Source organism: Streptomyces sp. NBC_00483 (assembly GCF_036013745.1).
GTDB lineage: Bacteria > Actinomycetota > Actinomycetes > Streptomycetales > Streptomycetaceae > Streptomyces.
Map to the genome: position 1 here is coordinate 2,999,813 of NZ_CP107880.1, position 17,153 is coordinate 3,016,965.

The following is a 17,153-nucleotide window of genomic DNA, read 5'->3' on the forward strand; positions in this document are numbered from 1 at the left end:
AGACGTAGCTCACAGCACGGCATCGCAGCATCGCAGGACCTGCTCAAAGGGGAGCCGAACCATGGCAAGCAAGCCGCCCGCATCCGACCCGGTACAGGACGCGCCGCAGGTCGCGGCGCCGCAGCACCATGCCGCCGGGCTCCCCGCCGTGAAGCACTCGCTCAAGATGGCCCGCGAGCAGATGGGCGTGAAGCGGACCGCGCTGACGCTGCTGCGCGTCAACCAGAAGGACGGCTTCGACTGCCCCGGCTGCGCCTGGCCCGAGCCGGAGCACCGGCACGCGGCGGAGTTCTGTGAGAACGGGGCGAAGGCGGTCGCCGAGGAGGCCACCCTGCGCCGCGTGACGCCGGAGTTCTTCGCCGCGCACCCGGTCAAGGACCTCGCGACGCGCTCCGGGTACTGGCTGGGCCAGCAGGGCCGGCTCACGCACCCCATGCTTCTGGAAGGAGGGGGTCCTGACGAGGGCGGCACCCACTACGAGCCCGTCTCGTGGGAGCGCGCCTTCGACATCATCGGCGAGGAACTCGAAGCGCTCGCCTCCCCCGACGAGGCCGTCTTCTACACATCGGGGCGCACCAGCAACGAGGCGGCGTTCCTCTACCAGTTGTTCGCCCGCGAGTTCGGCACGAACAACCTGCCCGACTGCTCGAACATGTGCCACGAGTCGTCCGGTTCCGCGCTCACGGAGACCATCGGCATCGGCAAGGGCAGCGTCCTCCTGGAGGACCTCTACAAGTCGGATCTGATCATCGTCGCCGGGCAGAACCCGGGCACGAACCATCCGCGCATGCTCTCCGCCCTGGAGAAGGCGAAGGCCGGCGGCGCGAAGATCATCTCGATCAACCCGCTGCCGGAGGCGGGGCTCGAGAAGTTCAAGAACCCGCAGACCCCGAAGGGGATGACCAAGGGCGCCGCGCTCAACGACCTGTTCCTGCAGATCCGCCTCGGCGGCGACCAGGCCCTCTTCCGCCTCCTCAACAAGATGATCCTCGACACTGGAGGCGCCACCGACGACGCCTTCATCGCCGAACACACCCACGGCTACGAGGAGTTCGCCGCGGCCGCCCGCGCCGCCGACTGGGACGAGACGCTCGCGGCGACCGGCCTCTCCCGCGCCGACATCGAGCGCACCCTGGAGATGGTCCTCGCCTCCAAGCGCACCGTCGTGTGCTGGGCCATGGGCCTCACCCAGCACAAGCACTCCGTGCCGACGATCCGCGAAGTGGTCAACTTCCTGCTGCTGCGCGGCAACATCGGACGGGCAGGCGCCGGCGTGTGCCCCGTCCGCGGCCACTCCAATGTGCAGGGCGACCGCACGATGGGCATCTTCGAGCGCCCCGCGCCCGCGTTCCTCGACGCCCTGGAGAAGGAGTTCGGCTTCGCCCCGCCGCGCGAGCACGGCTTCGACGTCGTGCGCGCCATCCGCGCCCTGCGCGACGGCCAGGCCAAGGTCTTCTTCGCGATGGGCGGCAACTTCGTCTCGGCCTCACCCGACACGGACGTCACCGAGTCGGCGATGCGCCGCGCCCGCCTCACCGTTCACGTCTCCACGAAGCTGAACCGCTCGCACACCGTCACCGGCGCCCGCGCCCTGATCCTGCCCACCCTCGGCCGCACCGAGCGCGACCTCCAGGGCAGCGGCGAGCAGTTCGTCACCGTCGAGGACTCCATGGGCATGGTCCACGCCTCCCGCGGCCGCCTCGACCCGGCGAGCCGGCACCTGCTGTCCGAACCGGCCATCGTCGCCCGCCTCGCCCGCCGCGTCCTCGGCGCCGAATCGGCCACGCCCTGGGAGGAGTTCGAGAAGGACTACGCGACGGTCCGCGACCGCATCGCGCGCGTGGTCCCCGGCTTCGAGGACTTCAACAAGAAGGTCGCCGATCCGAACGGGTTGGCGCTCCCGCACGCCCCGCGCGACGAGCGCCGCTTCCCCACCACCACCGGCAAGGCCAACTTCACGGCCGCGCCCGTCGAGTACCCGCGCGTACCCGAGGGCCGCCTGCTCCTGCAGACGCTGCGCTCGCACGACCAGTACAACACCACGATCTACGGCCTCGACGACCGCTACCGCGGCATCAAGAACGGCCGCCGCGTCGTCCTCGTCAACGCCGACGACGCCAAGGACCTCGACCTCGCCGAGGGCTCCTACGTGGACCTCGTGAGCGAGTGGAGCGACGGCGTCGAGCGGCGCGCGCCCGGCTTCCGCGTCGTGCACTACCCGACGGCCCGCGGCTGCGCGGCCGCCTACTACCCGGAGACGAACGTGCTGGTGCCGCTGGACGCCACCGCCGACACCAGCAACACACCCGCGAGCAAGTCCGTCGTGGTCCGCCTGGAACAATCCAGGACCGACTGAGCGTTTGCTCAGCCGCGTGGGCGGCTCAAGACGCCCACGCGGACGACTCAAGCCACGTAGACGACTCAAGCAAGGCACGACGAACGGAGCCGGGCGCCATGGGCGAGCAGAACCACACGCAGTTCCCGCAAGAGGTCATCGACGAGTACGCGGCACTCGGCATCGACCTCGTCGCCCTGTTCTCCGCCGGACACCTCGGCACGCGCATGGGCATCGAGATGAAGGAGGCCTCGGCCGAGCGCGTCGTCGGCACCATGCCCGTCGAGGGCAACACCCAGCCCTACGGGCTGCTGCACGGCGGCGCCTCCGCCGTGCTCGCCGAGACCCTCGGCTCCGTCGGCGCGATGCTGCACGGCGGCAGCGGCAGGATCGCCGTCGGCGTCGACCTGAACTGCACGCACCACCGCAGCGCCCGCTCCGGCCTCGTCACCGGCGTCGCCACCCCGCTGCACCGCGGCCGCTCCACGGCGACGTACGAGATCGTCATCACCGACGAGCAGGACAGACGGGTCTGCTCGGCCCGCCTGACCTGCATGCTCAAGGAAGTCGCGGACGCGCCCACCGCATAGCGGAGGAAGTCCCGGACGCGCCCACCCCATAACGGAGGAAGCACCGGAGCACCCACCGCACAGCGGAGGACAGCCGGACGCCTACCGCTTGGCGGTCGGCGCCACCGGCAGCGTCACCGCACTGTCCCCGGCGCGCACGGTCATCCTCGTGCCCGCCGGGTAGCGCAGCGTGTAGTCGTAATCGGTGGAGATCAGGACGACCCCGAGCCGGTGCCCCGCCTTGAAGACATAGTCCTCGGGCTGCATGTCCCACTTCAGCCGGTACTCGCGGCCCTCGACGACCTTCGACTGACGCGCGTACGACACCCGGTTCCGGGCATCGAGCCAGCCCCGCGTCACGATCTTGTAGTCGACCGTCTCGGTGCGGTGCTTCGAGCGGTACGCGCACCCCGTCTCACCGGCGAGGCCCGGCACGCCCTCGCCGTAGCAGACCTGCTGCGAGGTGTCGGTGACCGTGCCGGAGGTGGCGCGGGTGTCCCGCCCGTAGTCGACGAGCAGCGCGGTCACGTACGGCGACGTACCGGCCAGCGAGGCCCGCACATCGACCTCGGGCACGCCATTGAGCCGGACGTCCTTGTCCAGCGCCCCCGTCGTGTACGCGAGCCGGTTCGGGTTCGCGTCGTCCGGCGACGTCACCAGCTTCTCCGCGGCGACCGTCCGACCCGCGTCGGTCAGCGACTGCACGCTCTTGGGGCCCGCCTTGCTCCCCAGCGTGCCGTCGGCGCGCATCCGAAGCGTCGTCGAGCGCGTACCGGCCGCCGGCCAGTCACTCTGCTGCTTCCAGCTGAAGTCGGCCTGCTCGACGTCGACCCTGGGCTCCTTCGTGACGCCGTTGTCGATGCCGTACAGATAGTGGTCGAACCAGTGGTGGACCTGGCTCAGCCACTCCTCCATGCGCAGCGGCATCGGATTGGCGTGCCCGGCCTGGTGCAGCCACAGCTTGCGCGGCACATGGTTCTTCTTCAGCGCCTCCCACAACTGGCCCGCGTTCTTCGTCTTCACGTTCCAGTCGTTGAGGCCGTGCACGACGAACGTCGCCGCCTTGATCCGGCCGGCGTCCTTCAGATAGTCGCGCTCCTGCCAGTACGGCGACCAGTCACCGGTCGCCCGGTCCTGGTCACGCTCCAGCGAGTCGAGCACCGGTTTGCAGATCTCCCGGTCGGCCCGCGAGTACACGTACCTGGCGAGCACGTCGGTGTCCTCGCCCTGGTACGTGCCGGGCGCCACGACACCGCCGTTCGCGCGGTAGTAGTCGTACCAGGAGGAGATCCCGGAGATCGGCACGATCGCCTTCAGGCCTTCAACTCCCGTACTGGCGACGGCAGTCGGCAGCGTGCCGTTGTAGGAGATGCCCATCATGGCGGAGTCACCGGTCGACCAGTCCGCGCGGATCGGGTCGCCCTCCGTGTCCCAGCCCTTGGCGCGGCCGTTCAGCCAGTCGATCGCGGCCTTCGCGCCGAGCGTCTCGTTGCGACCACCCGAGGTCGGACAGCCGGTGGAGTCGCCGGTACCGAGGCTGTCGACCTCGGCCACGGCGTAGCCGCGCGGCAGGAAGTAGTTGTCGTAGTACCCGCCGTACGCCACGGCCGGTCCCGTCAACCCTGCCTTGTCCGGAGCCTGTTGGAACTTTCCGCCCGACTCCGGAAGCCCGTCCTCGTCCAGGTCGACGACATGGTTCGGGACATCGTTGCCACCCGCCCAGTACGGGCTCGCCTCGACGATCGTGGCGACCTTCAGGCCCGCCGTCTCGGTCTCCTTGGGCCGCAGAATCCGCATGCGCACGGTGTCGCGCTTACCGTCGCCGTCACTGTCGGCCTCCGTCTGGACGTCGACCTTCTGCAGCACGGCGTCCGCGCGCGAGAAGACGGGCTGCGTCTCACGATCCTTGATCTTCAACTCCGCCTGCCCGGCTGAGGGTTGCACGGCATACGCGGACGGGGCGGCCACGGCCGCCACCAGCGCACACACCAGGGCCAGGCCGAAGCGTCTCTTACCGGTGGATCTCACCATCGTGCCTCCAAGGGCGCGTTCAGGAGTTCACTCACGGGACGGGAGGTGACGTGAGGCATTCCATCGCGCCACGCCCTGTCCGACCAGGGGGCGTCCCCAACTCACGCGTCCTGTACCGCCACCACCGGACCCGATCTAACTCACGCGCCCTGTACCGACACCAACGGAGCCGCTCCAACTCCCCCACCCTGTACCGACACCGCCGGACCCGCTCCAACTCCCCCACCCCGCCCCACCATTGGCGGACCCACCCCCTCCGCCCTACCGTCGAGCATGACCGGCATCGGGCCCGTCGAGCCGCACGAACCGGCGGCCGACAGCCACCCCCGCGCGCCGCACCCCACCGACATCGTCGGCACCGACTCCCCGCGCCCGTACGACCGTTGGACCGCACAGCCCCCGCGCAGGCGGCACCTCCTCCTCGCCGGCCTCGTCGCCGTGACCGCCGCCGCGGGCACCCTCCTACTCCCCCGCCCCGAGCGGCCCCGCCCCGGCGCCACCCGACCCCTACCCCACGCCCTCGACATGGCCTACCTGGATCTCACACTCACCAACCGGCGGGCCAGAGAACTGCACAGCTTCATCTTCGTCGAGCGCTATCCGCACGACCTCCTCACCCTGCTGCGCGCCCGCTGCAAAGAACCTCGCGCCGAACTCACACAGCGGTAACACTCGGTTACCTCTGCCGCAACGAAGCAATGCGAACGTCGCACCGCGTAGCCCTGTCGACGCGCACGGGGCGTACCCGACCATGTCGATCTTGAGAACACCCCGCTCCACGACGGGACTTGAGGTGATCTTGGTCCGCCCCGCCCAGCCGGGACGCCCGGCATAACAAGAACGTCACAGCCTCTTCCGCACCCACGCTCCACCCCGCCACCTGCGCTTATAGTCACGGCCAGTCACCGCGCCGCCGGGCGCTCCACTTGCACGGCCCCTGTACCACTCCGTACGGCCCGGCGAGACACACGGCCCCTGGACCAGGGGACCGCGCCAGGGAGAGGAATGATCGTGCGACACCGTTCTTTGCTCATACTCACTTCCGTGCTCACCACCGGAGCACTCACGCTCACCGCCTGCGGTTCGCGCGACGACGACAAGAAGTCCAGCGGCGGAGACAACACCACCGTGGTCATCGGCGTCGACGCCCCGCTCAGCGGCGACCTCTCGGCCATCGGTATCGGCATCAAGAACTCCGTCGACCTGGCCGCGAAGACCGCCAACAAGAACAAAGAAGTCAACGGCGTCACCTTCAAGACCGAGCCGCTCGACGACGTCGCCAACCCCTCCACCGGCGGACAGAACGCCACGAAACTCGTCGGCATGGACGACGTCCTCGGCGTCGTGGGACCGCTGAACTCCAGCGTCGCCCAGTCGATGCAGAAGACCTTCGCCTCCGCCAACCTGGTCCAGGTCTCCCCCGCGAACACCGCACCCGAACTCACCCAGGGCGCCAAGTACGCGACCAAGAAGGCCCGCCAGTTCGACACATACTTCCGCACCGCGACCACCGACGCGCTGCAGGGCCCCTACGCCGCCCAATACGCGTACAAAACCCTCAAGTTGAAGACCGTCTACTCCGTCGACGACAAGAAGACCTACGGAGCGGGCCTCGCCCGCACCTTCCGCCAGGAATTCACCAAGCTCGGCGGCAAGGTCATCACCACCGACCACATCAACCCCGACGACCGCGACTTCGGCGCCATCGCCACGAAGATCAAGAACTCCAAGGCCGACTTCGTCTACTACGGCGGCGAATACCCGGCCGGCGCGCCCCTGTCCAAGCAGATCAAGGACGCCGGAGCCAAGATCCCCGTCATCGGCGGCGACGCCCTCCAGAGCGCCGACTACACCAAGCTCGCAGGCAAGGCCGCCGAAGGCGACTTCGCCACCTCCGTCGGCGCCCCGCCCGCGAAGCTCGACACCGCCAAGAAGTTCATCGCCGACTACAAGGCCGCCGGCTACGACGAGCCCTACGAGACCTACGGCGCCCTCTCCTACGACGCCGCCTGGACCATCATCCAGGCCGTCAAGCAGGTCATGGCCGACAACGACGGCAAGCTTCCCAGCGACCCCAAGGAAGCCCGCAAGAAGATCAGCGAAGCCACCCAGAAGGTCTCCTTCAACGGCGTCACCGGCCAGGTCTCCTTCGACAAGTACGGCGACACCACCAACCGCACCCTCACCGTCTACCAGGTCAAGGGCGGCGAGCACACCCCGGTCAAGACCGGCGAGCTGGAAGCGCAGTAACGCGAAGGGAGCGCCCGGCACCCCGGACGCTCCCCCAGTACCGCAGCAAGCGCGGGGGGCCCACCAACAGCCCCCCGCGCACCTGTACTTGACACCACCACCCACGGAGGCCCAGCGGTGCACGATCTGCCGCAACAGCTGGTCAACGGCCTGATCCTCGGAGCCCTGTACGGCCTCATAGCCGTCGGCTACACCATGGTCTACGGCATCATCCAGCTCATCAACTTCGCCCACGGCGAGATCTACATGATCGGCGGCTTCGGCGCCCTCACCATGTGGCTCTTGCTCCCCGGCGGAACATCACTCATCGTCGCCCTGCCCCTCATGCTCCTGATGGGCATCGCCTGCTCCGTCCTCATCGCCGTCGGCGCGGAACGTTTCGCCTACCGGCCCCTCAGAAACGCCCCACGCCTCGCCCCGCTCATCACCGCCATCGGCCTCTCCATCGCCCTCCAGCAGGCAGTCTGGGCCTTCTACCCCGACGCCAAGGCCGACCGCACCTTCCCCCAGTTCGAGGGCGGGCCCATCGACCTCGGCGCCATCACCCTCCAGCGCGGCGACCTCTTCCTCATCATCGCCGCCCCCATCTGCATGGCCGGCCTCGCCTACTTCGTCGCCAAAACCCGCACGGGCCGCGCCATGCAAGCCACCTCCCAAGACCCCGACACCGCCAAGCTCATGGGCATCAACACCGACCGCATCGTCGTCACCGCCTTCGCCATCGGCGGCGCCTTCGCAGCCGTCGCCGCCATGGCCTACGGCCTCAAATACGGCCAAGTCGGCTTCAAAATGGGCTTCATCGCCGGCCTCAAAGCCTTCACCGCAGCCGTACTCGGCGGCATCGGCAACATCTACGGCGCCATGATCGGCGGCCTCACCCTCGGCCTCGCCGAAGCCCTCGCCACCGCCTACATCGGCGACATCCCCGGCATGGAACTCTTCGGCGGCGGAGCCTGGAAGGACGTCTGGGCCTTCGCCCTCCTCATCCTCGTCCTCCTGCTGAGGCCCCAAGGCCTACTCGGCGAACGCGTCTCGGACAGGGCGTGACCACCATGACGACAACCACAACCACAGCCGGCGCCAAGACCGCCGCCCTCCCGCTCCCCGAAAAGGCAGCCCGCTACGGCACCGCGGCCGGAGCCCTCCTCACCCTCGCCAGCACCTTCCTCGCCTGGACCTGGACAGACGAATTCCCCGGCGACCTCACCGTCACCGGCTACCCCGGCGGACTCCAAGTCCTCACCCTCGTCGGCGCACTGCTCACCCTGCTGCTCGCCCTCTCCGGACTCGGCACCCGCGGCCTCCAATGGCTCACCCCCGGCGGCACCACCGCCCCCACCCTCCTCCTCGCCCTCGGCACCCTCGGCACCACCGGCTACACCATGGGCGCCATCTCCGCGAAACTCGGCGGCACCGCCAACCTCGAACCCGGAGCCTGGATCGCGGGCATCGCAGCCCTCGCCACCACCCTCCTCGCCCTCGGCCTCCCCGCCGACACCCCCGACCCCGAAGCCACCAACCCCTGGCGCCGCTTCCGGGCCGCCCTCAAAGCCCCGGCCCCACGCCCCAGCACCATCAAGCTCCCCGCGTGGGCCGAAATCCTCCTCATCGCCGTCGCCTTCGGCATCGGCCTCTACGTCTTCACGTACGGCATCGACACCGAATACGGCGAACTCTTCGTCGGCTACCTCATCATCGTCTCCTTCGGCGCAGCAGGCCTCGCCAAAGCCGGCCTCCTCGCCCGCATCACCGGCCTCACCAACAAACACCGCAACATCAGCCTCACCGCCGCCTTCGTCGCCGCGGCAGCCTTCCCCTTCACCCAGACCAACGACACCTACACCAACGTCGCCGCCAACATCCTCGTCTTCGCCACCGTCGCCCTCGGCCTCAACGTCGTCGTCGGCCTCGCAGGACTCCTCGACCTCGGCTACGTCGCCTTCCTCGGCGTCGGCGCCTACGCCGCAGCCCTCGTCTCCGGCAGCCCCGACTCCACCATCGGCGTCCACTTCCCCTTCTGGGCAGCCGTACTCACCGGCGCCGCAGCCTCACTCGTCTTCGGCATCGCCATCGGAGCACCCACCCTCCGCCTCCGAGGCGACTACCTCGCCATCGTCACCCTCGGCTTCGGTGAAATCTTCCGCATCACCATGAACAACCTCGACGGCGACTCAGGACCCGACGTCACCAACGGCCCCAACGGCATCCCCAACATCCCCGACCTCAAAATCTTCGGCTTCGACCTCGGCGAAACCCACACCGTCCTCGGCGTCGACCTCGGCCGCTTCGCCAACTACTACCTGCTGATGCTGTTCTTCACGATCATCGTCGTGACCGTCTTCCGCCGCGCCAGCGCCAGCCGCATCGGCCGCGCCTGGGTCGCCATCCGCGAAGACGAAACAGCCGCCCGCGCCATGGGCATCAACGCCTTCCGCCTCAAACTCCTCGCCTTCGCCCTCGGCGCCTCCCTCGCAGGCATGGCCGGCAGCGTCCAGGCCCACGTCCAATACTCGGTCACCCCCGACCAGTACAAATTCGTCGAGAACGCACCACCCAACTCCGCGTTCCTGCTCGCCGCAGTCATCCTCGGCGGCATGGGCACCGTCAGCGGCCCCCTCATCGGCGCGGCCCTGCTCTACCTCATCCCGGCGAAACTCCAATTCATCGGCGACTACCAACTCCTCCTCTTCGGCATCGCGTTGATCCTCCTCATGCGCTTCCGCCCCGAAGGCCTCGTCGCCGACAAACGCCGGCAACTCGAATTCCACGACACCGGCCAACTCGACGTCCCCGAACAAACAAGCCTCACCGGCGCCGGTACGGCACCCACCAAGGCCGGAGCGTGACCACCATGACCACAGCGACGACCAACACGGTGCTCCAGGCAAGCGGCGTCACCATGCGCTTCGGCGGCCTCACCGCAGTACGAGGCGTCGACCTCCACGTCGACCAAGGCGAAATCGTCGGCCTCATCGGCCCCAACGGCGCCGGAAAAACCACCTTCTTCAACTGCCTCACCGGCCTCTACGTCCCCACCGAAGGCAAAGTCTCCTTCCAGGGCAACACCCTGCCGCCCCAACCCCACCTCGTCACCCAGGCAGGCGTCGCCCGCACCTTCCAGAACATCCGCCTCTTCGCCAACATGACCGTGCTCGAGAACGTGTTGGTGGGTCGCCACACACGAACAAAGGAAGGCCTGTGGTCGGCCCTCCTACGAGGCCCCGGCTTCCGCAAAGCCGAACGCGGCAGCGAAGAACGCGCCATGGAACTCCTCGACTTCATCGGCCTCTCCCACAAACGCGACCACCTCGCCCGCAACCTCCCCTACGGAGAACAGCGCAAGCTCGAAATCGCGAGGGCACTGGCCAGCGAACCGGGCCTCCTCCTGCTCGACGAACCAACCGCCGGCATGAACCCCCAAGAGACCCGCGCCACCGAAGAGTTGGTCGTCGCCATCCGCGACATGGGCATCGCCGTCCTCGTCATCGAGCACGACATGCGCTTCATCTTCAACCTCTGCGACCGCGTCGCCGTCCTCGTCCAAGGCGAAAAACTCGTCGAAGGCACCAGCGAAGAAGTCCAGGGCGACGAACGCGTCATCGCCGCCTACCTCGGCACCCCCTTCGAAGGCGCCCCCGAAGACACCGCGATCGAAGAAGTCCAGGCCGCGGAAGCCCAGGCCGGCGGGGAAGGAAACGACCAGTGACCGCACTGCTCGAGGTCGAGGACCTCAAGGTCGCCTACGGCAAGATCGAAGCCGTCAAAGGCATCACCTTCAGCGTCGAAGAAGGCCAGGTCGTCACCCTCATCGGCACCAACGGCGCCGGAAAGACCACCACCCTGCGCACCCTCTCCGGACTGCTGAAACCCTCGGCCGGCAAGATCAGCTTCGCCGGGGAACCCTTGGCATCCGTACCCGCGCACAAGATCGTCGCAATGGGGCTGGCCCACTCCCCCGAAGGCCGCCGCATCTTCCCCCGCCTCACCATCGCGGAGAACCTCCAACTCGGCGCGTTCCTCCGCCGCGACCAGGCAGCCGTCGAAAAGGACATGCAGCGGGCCTACGAGCTGTTCCCGATCCTCGGGGAACGAAGGAAGCAGGCGGCGGGAACGCTGTCCGGCGGCGAGCAGCAAATGCTGGCAATGGGACGGGCGTTGATGTCCCAACCCAAGCTACTGATGCTCGACGAACCGTCCATGGGCCTCTCGCCGATCATGATGCAGAAGATCATGTCGACGATCTCGGAACTCAAGGCCCAAGGCACGACCATCTTGCTGGTCGAGCAGAACGCCCAAGCGGCGCTGTCACTCGCCGACCAAGGACATGTGATGGAAGTCGGCTCCATCGTCCTCTCCGGCAGCGGCGAAGACCTCCTCCACGACGAATCCGTACGGAAGGCCTACCTCGGCGAGGACTGATGGCTTTACGTGCTTTACGTGGATGTGGCTGAGGCCCGCACCCCCGAACCGGGATGCGGGCCTCACACACGTAACGAGCGACGTCAGCCCTTCGACGCCTTCTTCTCCTCGGCATCCTGAATGACCGCCTCGGCCACCTGCTGCATCGACAACCGGCGATCCATCGACGTCTTCTGAATCCAACGGAACGCAGCGGGTTCGGTGAGCCCGTACTCCGTCTGAAGAACCGACTTCGCCCGGTCCACCAGCTTCCGCGTCTCAAGACGCTGCGTAAGATCCGCGACCTCGTTCTCCAGCGTCTTCAACTCCGTGAAGCGCGACACGGCCATCTCGATCGCCGGAACGACGTCACTCTTACTGAACGGCTTCACCAGATACGCCATCGCACCGGCGTCGCGCGCACGCTCCACCAGATCGCGCTGCGAGAACGCGGTCAGCATCAGAACAGGGGCGATCGACTCACCGGCGATCTTCTCCGCCGCGCTGATGCCGTCCATCTTCGGCATCTTCACGTCGAGGATCACCAGGTCGGGCTTGTGCTCACGGGCCAGCTCGACGGCCTGCTCGCCGTCGCCGGCCTCGCCCACGACGGAGTAGCCCTCTTCCTCGAGCATCTCTTTGAGGTCGAGGCGGATGAGGGCCTCGTCCTCGGCGATGACGACGCGGGTCGTCAGCGGCGGGACGTGCGACTTGTCGTCGTCGACTGCGTCTACGGGCTCGGGCGTCTCGGGGGCGGTCACGGGGGCGCTCCTTGTTTGGGCAGGCTAGGGGCTGCCCCTAGAGCCTACCTAGCTGCGACTGCCTCCGATGACCCGGTACACTTCCCGACAGTTCGACAGCCCGCCCGGTTGGAGGAACTGGTCAGACTCGCGGTGCTCAAACCACCGTGCCTACGGGCATGTGGGTTCGAATCCCACACCGGGCACTTCGCTAGAAGCGGATGTTCACGTTCTCGTGAACATCCGCTTTTTGCTGCATGGCGTCACCGGCCGTCACGCACTGTGCTCACATGAACTATCACGGAACAGCCGTACGACAGCGGGCGCTCACACTGCTCAGGGACGGCGCCAAGAACGCAGACGTGGCGCGCAGCCTCGCCGTCCCTCTCGGCACAGTCTCGTACTGGCTCCACATGGACCGAGCGAAACGGGGTGAATGCCCCGGCTCACACGATCCGACCTGCCCGCGCTGTGACGGTCGGCCGCTGGACGCGGCCGCGTACTCGTACCTGCTGGGCCAGTACCTGGGCGACGGCCACATCAGCCACTACTCGGGGCACCGCGTCCCCAACCTGATGATCACCTGCGCCGACGCCTGGCCGGGCATCGCGGACGAGACGGAACGGGCGATGCGGGCCGTCCTCCCGGACAACAGCGTCTGCCGCGTACAGCGGACCGGCTGCCACAACGTCAAGGTGTACTCGAAGCACCTCCCCTGCCTCTTCCCCCAGCACGGCCCCGGCAAGAAGCACGACCGCAAGATCACGCTCGCCTCCTGGCAGCAGGAGATCGTCGATGCCCACCCGTGGGAGTTCGTCCGGGGGCTCATCCACTCCGACGGGTGCCGGATCACGAACTGGACGACGCGGCTCGTCGGTAGTGAGCGCAAGCGCTACGAGTACCCGCGGTACTTCTTCACCAACAAGTCGGACTGCATCCGGCAGCTGTACACCGACACCCTCGACCGGCTCGGCGTCACGTGGACGCACTGCACCCGGCACGGGAACCCGTACAACATCTCGGTCGCCCGCAAAGCGGACGTCGCTCTCATGGACGCCCACGTAGGTCCCAAGTACTGACCCCGCAATAGGAGCCGTCACACCCGCCCCGCCCACCCCCTGGGACCTGCCCCAATTCCCCCAGGAACCCTTGACCGCCCCACCCGCCTCAACGGAAGTTCGGGTTCACACCCACCACCCGCCCGAAGAGGTACGCATGAGCCCGATCAACCGGCGCCGCTTCGTCGCGGCCGCGGCAGGTGCCGCCGCGGCTGCCGTGGCCGTGAGCCCGGAGTCCGCGTTTGCCGCACACAGACCCGGCGGCGGCCAGGCCTCAGGGAACAGCATCAGCGCGACGGACGAGGGCGACTTGAACTACGACGACGACACCGACTTCACCAACGCCGACAAGGGCTTCATCGCGGCGCTCACGCCAGGCGTGATCAAGAACGCGGACGGCAAGGTCGTCTGGGACGCCGACGGGTACGACTTCCTCAAGAAGGACGCCCCCGCAACCGCCAGTAAGAGCCTGTGGCGGCAGTCGCAGCTCGTCAGCAAGCAGGGGCTGTACAAGGTCACCGACCGGATCTATCAGGTGCGCGGGCTCGATCTGTCGAACATGACGATCGTCGAGGGCGATACCGGGCTCATCGTCATCGATCCCCTGATCTCCGCCGAGACGGCCGCCGCCGCGCTGAAGCTGTACCGGGACCACCGCGACGCCGCGGACAAGAAGGTCACGGCGCTGATCTACACGCACCCGCACGTCGATCACTTCGGTGGCGCGTACGGGATTCTGCCGGACGGGGCCGGCGACGTACCTGTCGTCGCGCCCGAAGGGTTCCTGGAGCACGCGGTCTCGGAGAACGTGTACGCGGGTACGGCGATGACGCGGCGTTCCTCGTACATGTACGGCGCGCAGTTGCCCAAGTCGGCGAAGGGGCAGATCGGTTGTGGTCTCGGGCAGAACGTGTCGTTGGGGACTGTGGGGCTGATCCCGCCCACCAAGAGCATCACGAAGACCGGGCAGGTCGAGACGTTCGACGGGGTGCGGATCGAGTTCCAGATGACGCCGGGGACCGAGGCGCCGGCGGAGATGAACTTCGTCTTCCCTGATCTGCGTGCGGTGTGTATGGCGGAGAACGCGACGCACACGATGCACAACATCATCACGCTGCGTGGCGCGCAAGTGCGGGATGCTCGTGAGTGGGCGCATTACCTCAACGAGTCGATCGATCTGTTCGCGGGTCGGGTGGATGTGGCGTTCGCGTCGCATCACTGGCCGACGTGGGGTGGCGAGGAGATCACCGAACTACTCGCGGTACAGCGGGACTTGTATGCGTACATGCATGATCAGACGCTTCGGATGATCAATATCGGGATGACCGGTAAGGAGATCGCCGAGGAGATTCAGCTGCCGCCCGCGCTGAACGTGTGGGCGAACCGCGGTTACTACGGTTCGCTCAGTCACAACGTGAAGGGGATCTATCAGCGCTACATGGGCTGGTTCGATGCCAATCCGGCCCATCTCTGGGAGCACACGCCGGTCGATGAGGCGAAGCGGTACGTGAAGGCCCTGGGCGGGCGGACGGCGACTGTCGCCAAGGCGAAGGGGTTCGTGAAGGACGGCGACCTGCGGTTCGCCGCCACACTGCTCAATCATGTCGTGTTCGCGGATCCGGAGCACAAGGCCGCCAAGACTGAACTGGCCGCGATCTACGCGAAGTTGGGGTACGCGACCGAGAACGCGGTGTGGCGGAACTTCTATCTCACGGGTGCGATGGAACTGACGGACGGGGTCACGCCCGGTAGGTCGACGTCGGTGAGTCCGACGATGATGATGGCGCTGAGTGTCGACCAGTTGATCGATTCGGTCGCGATTCGGATCAATGGGCCCAAGGCGTGGGATCTGAAGTTGAAGATGGACTGGAGCTTCCCGGCGCTGGGTGTCGTCTATCACCTGACGTTGCAGAACGGTGTGTTGACGTACAAGAGCGACGACAAGGCCGACAGTGGTGCGGGTGTGACGCTGTCCATGACCAAGCCGCAGCTCCTCGCCTTGTTGGGCGGGAAGGGGCTGGGGGACATCGAGGTGTCGGGTGATGCGTCGCTGTTGCAGAAGTTGCTGGGCGTGGTCGAGAAGCCGGATCCGAATTTCGCGATCGTGACCCCGTAGTCGTGGCCTCGTAATCGGGGCCCCGTAGTCGTCCTGGGCATGTACGGGGTTCATGCCCAGGATCATGCGTAGGGGCCGCACCCTTTGCCGATGGGTCGCGGCCCCAATTACGTACAACTGCCTGCTACTTGGGGCTGTCGTCCTCGCCGATGTGGTGGATGCGGACGAGGTTCGTGGAGCCGGGGACGCCGGGAGGGGAGCCGGCCGTGATGACGACGGTGTCGCCCTTCTTGCAGCGGCCGATCTTCAGGAGTTGTTCGTCGACCTGGGCGACCATCGCGTCGGTGGAGTCGACGTGCGGGCCGAGGAAGGTCTCCACGCCCCACGTGAGGTTGAGCTGTGACCGCGTTGCTGCCTGCGGGGTGAAGGCGAGCAGGGGGATCGGGGAGCGGTAGCGGGAGAGGCGGCGGACGGTGTCGCCGGACTGGGTGAAGGCGACCAGGAATTTCGCGCCGAGGAAGTCGCCCATTTCGGCTGCTGCGCGGGCGACTGCTCCGCCTTGGGTGCGGGGTTTGTTGCGTTCGGTGAGGGGCGGGAGGCCCTTGGCGAGGATGTCTTCTTCGGCTGCGGTGACGATGCGGCCCATGACCTTGACGGTTTCGATCGCGTATTTTCCGACGCTGGTTTCACCGGAAAGCATGACGGCGTCGGTGCCGTCGATGACGGCGTTTGCGACGTCGCTCGCTTCGGCGCGCGTGGGCCGGGAGTTGTCGATCATCGAGTCGAGCATTTGGGTCGCGACGATGACGGGCTTGGCGTTGCGCTTGGCGAGTTTGATGGCGCGCTTTTGGACGATCGGGACTTGTTCGAGGGGCATTTCGACGCCGAGGTCGCCGCGGGCGACCATGATGCCGTCGAATGCGGCGACGATGTCGTCGATGTTGTCGACGGCTTGGGGTTTTTCCACCTTGGCGATGACGGGGAGGTGGCGGCCTTCTTCGGTCATGATGCGGTGGACGTCTTCGATGTCGCGGCCGCTGCGGACGAAGGAGAGCGCGATGATGTCGGCTCCGGTGCGCAGGGCCCAGCGGAGGTCGGCTTCGTCCTTGTCGGAGAGGGCGGGGACGGAGACGGCGACTCCGGGGAGGTTGAGGCCCTTGTGGTCGGAGACCATGCCGCCTTCGATGACGCGGGTGCGGACGCGGGGTCCGTCGACTGCGGTGACTTCGAGGGTGACTTTGCCGTCGTCGACGAGGATGCGTTCGCCGGTGGTGACGTCTTGGGCGAGGCCGTCGTAGGTGGTTCCGCAGGTTTGGCGGTCGCCTTGGATGCCGCTTTCGACGGTGATGGTGAACTCGTCGCCGCGTTCGAGTAGTACGGGTCCTTCGCTGAATCGGCCGAGTCGGATCTTCGGGCCTTGAAGGTCGGCGAGGATTCCGACGCTGCGGCCGGTCTCGTCGGAGGCCTTTCGCACGCGCTGGTAGCGCTCCTCGTGTTCGGCGTAGGTGCCGTGGCTGAGGTTGAAGCGGGCTACGTCCATTCCGGCTTCGACGAGTGCCTTGATCTGCTCGTACGAGTCGGTGGCGGGGCCCAGGGTGCAGACGATCTTTGCTCGGCGCATCTTTCGAGCCTAAACCTTACCGACGGGTAGAGATTTGGTCGGTCATGACTACTCAACGACCTTTGCGTGAAGGGCTATTGACAAGGCTTGAATTT

13 protein-coding genes and 1 tRNA gene are annotated in these 17,153 nt (G+C 67.1%); 11 read left to right on the forward strand and 3 right to left on the reverse strand.

Annotated features, from left to right (window positions below; genetic code table 11):
* The first annotated feature begins 61 nt into the window (after positions 1-61).
* Positions 62-2,356, forward strand: a complete 2,295-nt coding sequence (locus tag OHA73_RS13265) for an FdhF/YdeP family oxidoreductase (RefSeq protein WP_327655133.1) — start codon at positions 62-64, stop codon at positions 2,354-2,356.
* A 98-nt stretch (positions 2,357-2,454) separates the two neighbouring features.
* Positions 2,455-2,925, forward strand: a complete 471-nt coding sequence (locus OHA73_RS13270) for a PaaI family thioesterase (RefSeq protein WP_327655134.1) — start codon at positions 2,455-2,457, stop codon at positions 2,923-2,925.
* Positions 2,926-3,006: 81 nt separating this feature from the next.
* Here OHA73_RS13270 and OHA73_RS13275 read toward each other — a convergent pair whose 3' ends face one another.
* The gene (locus tag OHA73_RS13275) at positions 3,007-4,935 is read right to left on the reverse strand and encodes a Xaa-Pro dipeptidyl-peptidase (RefSeq protein WP_327655135.1); all 1,929 of its coding nucleotides are present in this window, start codon (positions 4,933-4,935) and stop codon (positions 3,007-3,009) included.
* A gap of 273 nt (positions 4,936-5,208) precedes the next feature.
* On the opposite strand from OHA73_RS13275, the gene OHA73_RS13280 reads away from it, so the two are divergent.
* The 6 genes from OHA73_RS13280 (at position 5,209) to OHA73_RS13305 (ending at position 11,604) form a co-directional block, all read left to right on the forward strand.
* Positions 5,209-5,604, forward strand: a complete 396-nt coding sequence (locus tag OHA73_RS13280; protein ID WP_327655136.1) for a hypothetical protein — start codon at positions 5,209-5,211, stop codon at positions 5,602-5,604.
* 342 nt (positions 5,605-5,946) lie between these two features.
* Positions 5,947-7,185: a branched-chain amino acid ABC transporter substrate-binding protein gene (locus OHA73_RS13285; protein WP_327655137.1), complete on the forward strand. Its 1,239-nt coding sequence runs from the start codon at positions 5,947-5,949 to the stop codon at positions 7,183-7,185.
* Positions 7,186-7,302: 117 nt separating this feature from the next.
* A complete protein-coding gene (locus OHA73_RS13290; protein WP_266720745.1) occupies positions 7,303-8,232 on the forward strand; it encodes a branched-chain amino acid ABC transporter permease in 930 nt (309 codons plus the stop codon).
* A 5-nt stretch (positions 8,233-8,237) separates the two neighbouring features.
* A complete protein-coding gene (locus tag OHA73_RS13295; protein ID WP_327655138.1) occupies positions 8,238-10,031 on the forward strand; it encodes a branched-chain amino acid ABC transporter permease in 1,794 nt (597 codons plus the stop codon).
* Between the two features lie 5 nt (positions 10,032-10,036).
* On the forward strand, positions 10,037-10,891 hold the full coding sequence (locus tag OHA73_RS13300) for an ABC transporter ATP-binding protein (protein ID WP_266720741.1): 855 nt from the start codon (positions 10,037-10,039) through the stop codon (positions 10,889-10,891).
* On the forward strand, positions 10,888-11,604 hold the full coding sequence (locus OHA73_RS13305) for an ABC transporter ATP-binding protein (protein ID WP_266720739.1): 717 nt from the start codon (positions 10,888-10,890) through the stop codon (positions 11,602-11,604). Before OHA73_RS13300 ends, OHA73_RS13305 begins: the two co-directional genes overlap by 4 nt.
* An 83-nt stretch (positions 11,605-11,687) precedes the next feature.
* Here the strand turns inward: OHA73_RS13305 and OHA73_RS13310 are convergent, their stop codons facing one another.
* Positions 11,688-12,344, reverse strand: coding sequence for an ANTAR domain-containing response regulator (locus tag OHA73_RS13310; protein WP_266720737.1), 657 nt, complete (start codon positions 12,342-12,344; stop codon positions 11,688-11,690).
* 102 nt (positions 12,345-12,446) lie between these two features.
* On the opposite strand from OHA73_RS13310, the gene OHA73_RS13315 reads away from it, so the two are divergent.
* The 3 genes from OHA73_RS13315 (at position 12,447) to OHA73_RS13325 (ending at position 15,497) form a co-directional block, all read left to right on the forward strand.
* Positions 12,447-12,529: transfer RNA gene (locus OHA73_RS13315), tRNA-Leu, on the forward strand.
* Positions 12,530-12,613: 84 nt separating this feature from the next.
* Entirely contained in the window at positions 12,614-13,402 is a 789-nt protein-coding gene (locus OHA73_RS13320; RefSeq protein ID WP_327655139.1) for a helix-turn-helix domain-containing protein, read from the forward strand.
* 136 nt (positions 13,403-13,538) lie between these two features.
* A complete protein-coding gene (locus tag OHA73_RS13325) occupies positions 13,539-15,497 on the forward strand; it encodes an alkyl/aryl-sulfatase (RefSeq protein ID WP_327655140.1) in 1,959 nt (652 codons plus the stop codon).
* A gap of 124 nt (positions 15,498-15,621) precedes the next feature.
* Here OHA73_RS13325 and pyk read toward each other — a convergent pair whose 3' ends face one another.
* Complete coding sequence (gene pyk / locus OHA73_RS13330) at positions 15,622-17,058, reverse strand: pyruvate kinase (protein WP_266720733.1); 1,437 nt, start codon at positions 17,056-17,058, stop codon at positions 15,622-15,624.
* Positions 17,059-17,153: the final 95 nt, after the last annotated feature.

Excerpts from the sequence above, each read along its gene's own strand:
- OHA73_RS13265 (WP_327655133.1), top strand. The coding sequence starts at position 62 with ATGGCAAGCAAGCCGCCCGCATCCGACCCGGTACAGGACGCGCCGCAG.
- OHA73_RS13270 (WP_327655134.1), top strand. The coding sequence starts at position 2,455 with ATGGGCGAGCAGAACCACACGCAGTTCCCGCAAGAGGTCATCGACGAG.
- OHA73_RS13275 (WP_327655135.1), bottom strand. The coding sequence starts at position 4,935 with ATGGTGAGATCCACCGGTAAGAGACGCTTCGGCCTGGCCCTGGTGTGT.
- OHA73_RS13280 (WP_327655136.1), top strand. The coding sequence starts at position 5,209 with ATGACCGGCATCGGGCCCGTCGAGCCGCACGAACCGGCGGCCGACAGC.
- OHA73_RS13295 (WP_327655138.1), top strand. The coding sequence starts at position 8,238 with ATGACGACAACCACAACCACAGCCGGCGCCAAGACCGCCGCCCTCCCG.
- OHA73_RS13300 (WP_266720741.1), top strand. The coding sequence starts at position 10,037 with ATGACCACAGCGACGACCAACACGGTGCTCCAGGCAAGCGGCGTCACC.
- OHA73_RS13320 (WP_327655139.1), top strand. The coding sequence starts at position 12,614 with ATGAACTATCACGGAACAGCCGTACGACAGCGGGCGCTCACACTGCTC.
- OHA73_RS13325 (WP_327655140.1), top strand. The coding sequence starts at position 13,539 with ATGAGCCCGATCAACCGGCGCCGCTTCGTCGCGGCCGCGGCAGGTGCC.
- pyk (WP_266720733.1), bottom strand. The coding sequence starts at position 17,058 with ATGCGCCGAGCAAAGATCGTCTGCACCCTGGGCCCCGCCACCGACTCG.